The sequence below is a fragment of the Acidocella sp. genome (assembly GCF_028687955.1).
Taxonomy (GTDB): domain Bacteria; phylum Pseudomonadota; class Alphaproteobacteria; order Acetobacterales; family Acetobacteraceae; genus Acidocella.
The window spans coordinates 1-6,159 of sequence record NZ_JAQTZC010000093.1 but is presented as its reverse complement, the minus strand read 5'-3'; the positions used below and the strand labels follow the sequence as shown (position 1 = coordinate 6,159).

The window sequence follows — 6,159 nt, the reverse complement described above, 5'->3', positions numbered from 1 at the left end:
GCCTTGGCGGCGGCGGCCTCGAACTGCATGCGCTCGACCGCGATTTCGCGCGCCTCGTACATCGCGGCGGTGAAATTCTCCAGCTCCACATTGCGGCCCACCGTGCCCAGCCCCGAGAGCACACCGCGATGCGCGACATGATAGACGCAGCTGCCCATCACCATCTCCACCGGGCGGTAGCCGGCATGCAGCAGGGACCAGAAATCCTGGCCCGATAAATCCGAGGTGAAGGGCCCGCCATCATGCGCGCGGAAACCCTTATGGCCCTCGCCATGCACAACGCCGGTGCCAATGGCGATGAATTCAAGCAATTGTTCGTCCCACTCCAGGCGTTTGATGGTGAGTTTGACACCAACAATGCCATCGGCGCCCATGGCGGAGGCTTCGGCGCGCATACGCGACATCGCCAGCTCGCGGGCGTGATACATCGCCTTGGAGAGCACATCCATCTCCTGGCTCTTGGACCATGAGCCGTATTGGATGCCGACGTGATACACGCAGGAGCCGACGCACAGGCCAATAGGCTCGAACCCCGCCTTGCGCACCAGCAGGAATTCGTTGACCGAAAAATCGGAGGTGAAGACCCCGGTGGAATGCGCGCTGCCGCGCAAGCCTTTCAAACGCTCCTGCGCGTGGGCGGGAAGATCCAATGTCATGGCTAGATGGCTCCGTCTTGTTCGTGGCTGGCGTAGGATTGGTGGTGCGGCTTGCGGCCCTGTAGCGGGGTTTTGCCGGCGCACATGTCCACCATCATCGAGATGTCATGCGGCAGGGGCGTGCCGCGCCGCGCGTCCACCGTTGTGGCGATGACGATATAGCGCGCGAGGTATTCCTTGAACTTGCGTTCGTTCACCTCGCGTTCGCGGTCAAACATCTGGGAGAAATTCACATGCGCGAGCACGCCGTTGCCACGCGGGCGGGCGGATTCGCGCAAATTCGCATGCGCGCGGTTGCGCACGTCGTTCCACAGGGATGAGAGCTGCGGCGCCTCGATATTGCCCATCCACGCCTGGTTGGCGCTGTTGTTCCAGTCGCTCAGCCATTGGTAATGCGCGCCGATGGCGATGCCGGTGGGGACCACATCAGCCTCCAGCAGTTTCACGAATTCCAAGGCCGGGACGGTGGCGATGACCGGGTCTGACGAAGCGGGCAGGCCCTCGATTTTCACCGCCGTGCCGAGCAGGGTGAAATCCATGCTCTCGCCGGCCTCGAGCGGGATGGTGCGCATCTTCACATCCAGCACCGCGTTGGCGCCGCAGGCCTTGGCCTCTTGCGCCAGGCGGGAAAGAGCGGCTTCCCAGCCCTGGGAATGGCCCAGGGTCCATGAAAAACCGTAATGCAGCCAGCAGGTGGCGGAGATGGCGGCGATGGGTTTAAGCCCGTGCGAGCGCGTGATGAGCAGCTCCGCCGGGGTGAGGGTCGCCATCCAGGGTTTGGCGCCGGAGGCAGCGCCTTGCAGGCGCTCCAGCGTGGCGGTGGGGATGCGGTTGCCGCGCAGGCTCATGAGAATATCCGCCTGGCGGCGCAGCTCATCCGGCGCGGGGGCCTTGGGTTTGAAGTAGTCGAAGAGTCCCATCAGCTTGCCATGAATTGTTGCAGCGAGGCGCTCAGGCTTTGCGCATGGGCGGAGGCGGTTGCGGTCTCCTGCGTGAGGCGGGCGAACCATTCGGCCGGGTCCATGGTCTTGGTGCTGAGGGTGACGCCCCGCACCACCATGGCGATGCTGGCCTGCAAGCGGCCGCCGGCAAGCTCCAGCTGGTAGCGGTTTTCACCAAGCTCGATGCTGATGCCGGTGATGGTGCCGGTTTTGGCGAAGAAGCCTTTTTTCTCCTGGATGGTGACCAGCGCGGGCATCGCCTCCTTCAACCGCAGGGCGAAGGCGCCGAGGTTGCTCTGGGCATCGGCTGAGAAGCGGCGCAGCCAGGCGGCCTGCATGTCAAAATCCAGCTCGCTCATGGGGCGATGGCCCGCGCGTTGGCGCCTTGCATGCCGCGCACCAGTTTATCCCGGATTTCAGCCAATTTCTGCTCGCGCCCGGCATCGGCGGCGGCGACTTCGCGTTCGATGTCGATAACCTCGTTCATGCTGGCGATGGCTTCATCGGCCACCTGGGCCAGAACCTCGATATTGCGCGGATCGCCGCCGAGCGAGCGGGCGGCGGAGGTGGCGGCCTCATGCGCGCCCTTGGCGGCAAGCAGGGTGATCTGGCGGTTGGCCTCTTCCAGCTTGGCCGAAGCCTCGGCGGCATTGCGGATTTCCACCTGCACCACGGCCTGGGAGGCCACGGCCATGAGGCGGGGGATGACCACCAGCAGGCCGTTGGAGATTTTCATCATGCGGGTTTCAGCCGCCGAGCGGTTCTGGCCGATGATGGGGATGAGCATGGCCGAGCCGACCAGGGCCTCGCGCATATCCGCCACCTTGCTCCGGAAATTGGCGAGGGCGCCGCGGAACGCCTGGACCTCGGCGGCGTCCGCGGGGTCGTTGGTTTGCACGGCATGCTGGCGCTTGGCTTCCAGCTCGGCCTGGGCGCGGTCCAGCGCGATCTGCCCGGCGGCAATTTCCACCTTCAGCCCGTGCAGGGATTGGCGGATGGCCAGCGCCTGCTGGTCCAGCAGCTCGATGGTGACGGCAAGATCAGCCTTGGTTTTGCGCGCCTTGGCTTGTTGGTCGTCCATGAGGGTGAGGAATTTTTTGCGGTTTTCGGCAAAGCCCTTGAAGGCGGTGTTGGCATCCGCGATGGCGCCGAGCAGCTTGCCAACCAAGCCCTTGCGCGCGCCGGCCTGGGATTCGGCCTGGAGATCCTGGATACGCAGGATTTTGATGCCGTCAATCACCGAGGCGGCGATGCGCCCGGCCTCGCCCGCGTCGCCCAGGCGCACCCCGGTGAGGAGCTGGCGGGAGGCGGCGGCGATGTTGGCCAATACGCCGTCACCATGGGCGAGCAGGGTGGTGGTCTGGGCAAAGTCTATCTTGGCCGCCGAGACGGTGGCGGCGGCAAGGTCTTCAGGGGGCAGGTTGGCGACTTCCACCAGCCGTTCGGGCGCGGGTTCGGGCGCCAGGACGGGGTTGGCGGCGGCGGGTGTGAGCGCCTGCGCCAGGGCGGGGGCTGGCGGGTCCAGATTATCAAACACGGAAAGGTCGAGCGGGGCGGCGGAAATCGTCTGAGGCATGCTGAACTCCGGCGGATGGCGGTAGCCTAGCTTAAGGCGGCGTGGCTGGGCAACCGCACAAAAAAAGGGGCGGCACCTTGCGGTACCGCCCCTGGTTATTGCGATTAAGAGGTTAGTATTCCTCGTCCGCGACGTAGGAGCCGATGCGTTGCACCAGATCCGGGTTACGCTTGGCCAGGATGGTGCCGTAGATGACCGAGAAGATCAGCAGGGCGACCGACAGCTTGGGATAGAGGTTGAACGGATAGGGCTGGCCGGGCTGCACCAGACCCCAGAGCGGGAACAGCATGGCGCCGGTGCCCACCAAGGGGAGGATGAGATGCTTGATCGGGCTGAAATCCTCGCGGTGGTAACGCAGCATGTAAACCGGGAGGGCCAGGTTGGTGAGCAGGTAGGTCACGATCACAGGGATGGTGCCCAGGGTGCCTGTGTCGCCGAAGAGGGTGACGGGATCAATGTTGTAGGCATAGCCGAACACCAGCACGATCGCCAGGGCGACGAGGATGTAGGTCCACATCGCGGCGTGCGGGGTTTTGTACTGCGGGTGGATTTTGCCGAAGAAGACCGGCAGCAAGCCCTCACGCGAGGAGCTGAACAGAATGCGCGCCTGCGCATTGGTCAGACCGATGAGGGAGGAGAAAATGCTGGTCACGCCGGCGATGTAGGCGACGATGAGTAGCCCGGCGGCGGAAGCCTTGAAGGCATCGACGAAGGGGATGGTGGAGGCGCTGATCGCGGTGAGATTGTTCTTGAAGGCGTTCTCGGTCGCGAAGGCGAGGAACATATAGAGGATGCCGATGGCCAGCGTGCCGGTGATGAGCGCGCGCGGCACGTTACGGCGGGGGTTAGTGGTCTCCTCAGCCAGCATGGCCGAGTTTTCCCAGCCGATGAAGAGGTAGACGGCGAGGGGGAAACCAAGGCCGATGCCCTTCCAGCCGCCGGTGATGCTGGAGAACATCAGAGGATGCCAGGAGAGGGTGGCGCGGCTGACCCAGAGCATGATGACCGCGCCGATGAGCAGCAGGATCAGCTCGAAATAGAAGAAGATCGCCGCCCAGGTGGTGGACAGGCTGATGCCGCGCGAGACGAGCAGGCCGACGATGCCGGTGACGATGACGCTGAGCACCTGCCAGGGGATGTTGACGCCAAGGAAGAGATGAAGCGTGCTCGCGGCCCAGCCGCCGGCGATGACGACGACCGAGGAGGCCGCGATGCAATAGCCGACCACCACGAAGATGGAGGCGGCGGCACCGGCGAACGGGCCAAAGGACATGCCGATGAAGGTGACGAAGGAGCCGGTGCTGGGGCGGTATTTGGAGAACTCGGCCAGCGTGTTGGTGAGGAAGAGAATAACGACCATCGCGGTGAAGATGGTGAGCGGGGCGCCGACACCGGCACCGGAGACGATAAGACCGAAGCCGAAGAAAAAACTCATGGCCGGGGCGATGTTCGCCAATGTGGAGGCGATAATCTGGGATAGTCCCAGGCTATCCTTGGCGAGACGATGCCCGTCTCGTGCTGGTGCGCTCATGCTGTTTTTGCTCCCATTTTATGTTGTGGATGTAATCGCACAGTAAGCTTTCGATCCAAACCGCTGACTCGTCAACTTCCTGAACGTGAAGGCCGGGCTTTGGGAGAGCGCATCCAAACCACGATTGCCTCTATAATGGCCGACTGCCGTTGCGGCTGCCCGGTTTTGGTGCAGTTTCACGCTTCTGCGATAAGCCGCCCGCTTTCCTGCACACCCAGGGCCTGGAGGGTTTTCAGCGCCGCGTTGAGGCCACGGTTGAGCTGTTGCGCGCGGCGGTTGGCCCCGGCGGAGCGCTTGGCGAAACGGGCCAGGGCGAAGCGCAACGCCTCGGCCAGGCCGGCGGCGTCCTCTTGCTCGATCTGGCGCAGTTGCGCGGCGGCGGCCGCCAGGTTGCAGGCACCAAGCTGGCCCATGGTGTCAGTTATTTCGGCAAATGCCGGCGCGGCGGATTTGAGCGCCATTTCCACCACCACGGCGGCGGCGGAAATCTCATTCGGCTTGCCGGTGAGCATTAAACGATCGAGGGCTTGCAGCTTGCGGCTGAGGTCTTCCACCAGCTCCACCCCTTGTTGCAGGATCTGCGCGACGGAATGCGATGCAGGGTTTGCCGGAAGGGAGCGGAACTGCCCAGCGATGCCCATTATTTTGCTCCTTTCATCACCGTGGCGATGGCCTGGGCGAGGTTTTCAGGCGTGACGCTGTAGGAGCCGGACTGGATGGCGCTGCGAATTTGCGCCACCGCGGCGTGGTTGATGCCATCAGCCGCGCGGGCGGCGCCCAGGAGCTGGGTGCTGGTTTGAGCAGCGGCGCTCAGGGTCACGGAATCAGTCTGCGCGGGAGTGCTAGGAGCCGCGGCGGCGGGCGATTGAGGGGCGGCGGGTGTCGCGGCCGTTGCAAGCGGAAGCGGCGTTTGGGGGCGTGGCGGGATTGTGTTTGTCATGCGGCGATCGCGCTTTCAAATGATTTTATCATGTCACGGTCCAGGAAGGCCAGGGCGGTCTCGAAATCGTCCAGCGCGGCCGGGCTGTTCTCGGTATTGGCGCGGAACAATGTGTAGCGCAACGCGGTGTAAATTGTCATCAAGGCTGGGCCGAGGGTTGAATCCGGCTCAGTATTGAGGATGCCGGCCATGACGTCCAGCAATTGGTCCGCGCGCAGGATCATTTCCGACTTGGCTTGAATGTCGCCAGCCTCGATCGCCGCTTTCGCGCGTTTGCCGTAAAAGCGCAGGCCGCGCCAGCCTTGGCGCAGCCAGGAGACATCCGCCTCGCCGTCAAACATGCCAGCCCGGTAGCCTGTTGTTATGTCCATGCTCATGTCCGATTAACCCTAGCTCTACAGTTGCATTTTTGATTTGAGGTGAGCACGTCTTGCTATTGCTTGATGGTTCCGTCTGAATATTGACCATTTTAGGATGCGCTCGACGGGGAGTTGCCGTTGCGCGAGCTTCAGGGT

The 6,159-nt window shown here is 63.5% G+C and carries 8 protein-coding genes; all 8 read right to left on the bottom strand.

Features of this window, described 5'->3' with window-relative positions; genetic code table 11:
- A partial coding sequence (locus PHE40_RS10270) for a heavy metal-binding domain-containing protein (RefSeq protein WP_299961450.1) occupies positions 1–656 on the bottom strand: 656 nt, incomplete at its 3' end.
- 2 nt (positions 657–658) lie between these two features.
- Positions 659–1,576, bottom strand: a complete 918-nt coding sequence (locus tag PHE40_RS10265) for a heavy metal-binding domain-containing protein (protein WP_299961448.1) — start codon at positions 1,574–1,576, stop codon at positions 659–661.
- Positions 1,576–1,956 carry a hypothetical protein gene (locus PHE40_RS10260; RefSeq protein WP_299961446.1) on the bottom strand — a complete coding sequence of 127 codons (381 nt, stop codon included), beginning with the start codon at positions 1,954–1,956 and terminating at the stop codon, positions 1,576–1,578. The genes PHE40_RS10265 and PHE40_RS10260 overlap by 1 nt, the downstream gene beginning before the upstream one ends.
- Entirely contained in the window at positions 1,953–3,173 is a 1,221-nt protein-coding gene (locus tag PHE40_RS10255; protein WP_299961444.1) for a toxic anion resistance protein, read from the bottom strand. The genes PHE40_RS10260 and PHE40_RS10255 overlap by 4 nt, the downstream gene beginning before the upstream one ends.
- 112 nt (positions 3,174–3,285) lie before the next feature.
- Positions 3,286–4,704 carry an APC family permease gene (locus tag PHE40_RS10250; RefSeq protein WP_299961442.1) on the bottom strand — a complete coding sequence of 473 codons (1,419 nt, stop codon included), beginning with the start codon at positions 4,702–4,704 and terminating at the stop codon, positions 3,286–3,288.
- A 176-nt stretch (positions 4,705–4,880) separates the two neighbouring features.
- On the bottom strand, positions 4,881–5,345 hold the full coding sequence (locus PHE40_RS10245; protein ID WP_299961440.1) for a hypothetical protein: 465 nt from the start codon (positions 5,343–5,345) through the stop codon (positions 4,881–4,883).
- On the bottom strand, positions 5,345–5,644 hold the full coding sequence (gene flgM, locus PHE40_RS10240) for a flagellar biosynthesis anti-sigma factor FlgM (RefSeq protein ID WP_299961438.1): 300 nt from the start codon (positions 5,642–5,644) through the stop codon (positions 5,345–5,347). Before flgM ends, PHE40_RS10245 begins: the two co-directional genes overlap by 1 nt.
- The gene (fliS, locus tag PHE40_RS10235) at positions 5,641–6,015 is read right to left on the bottom strand and encodes a flagellar export chaperone FliS (protein ID WP_299961436.1); all 375 of its coding nucleotides are present in this window, start codon (positions 6,013–6,015) and stop codon (positions 5,641–5,643) included. The genes flgM and fliS overlap by 4 nt, the downstream gene beginning before the upstream one ends.
- Positions 6,016–6,159 lie beyond the last annotated feature (144 nt).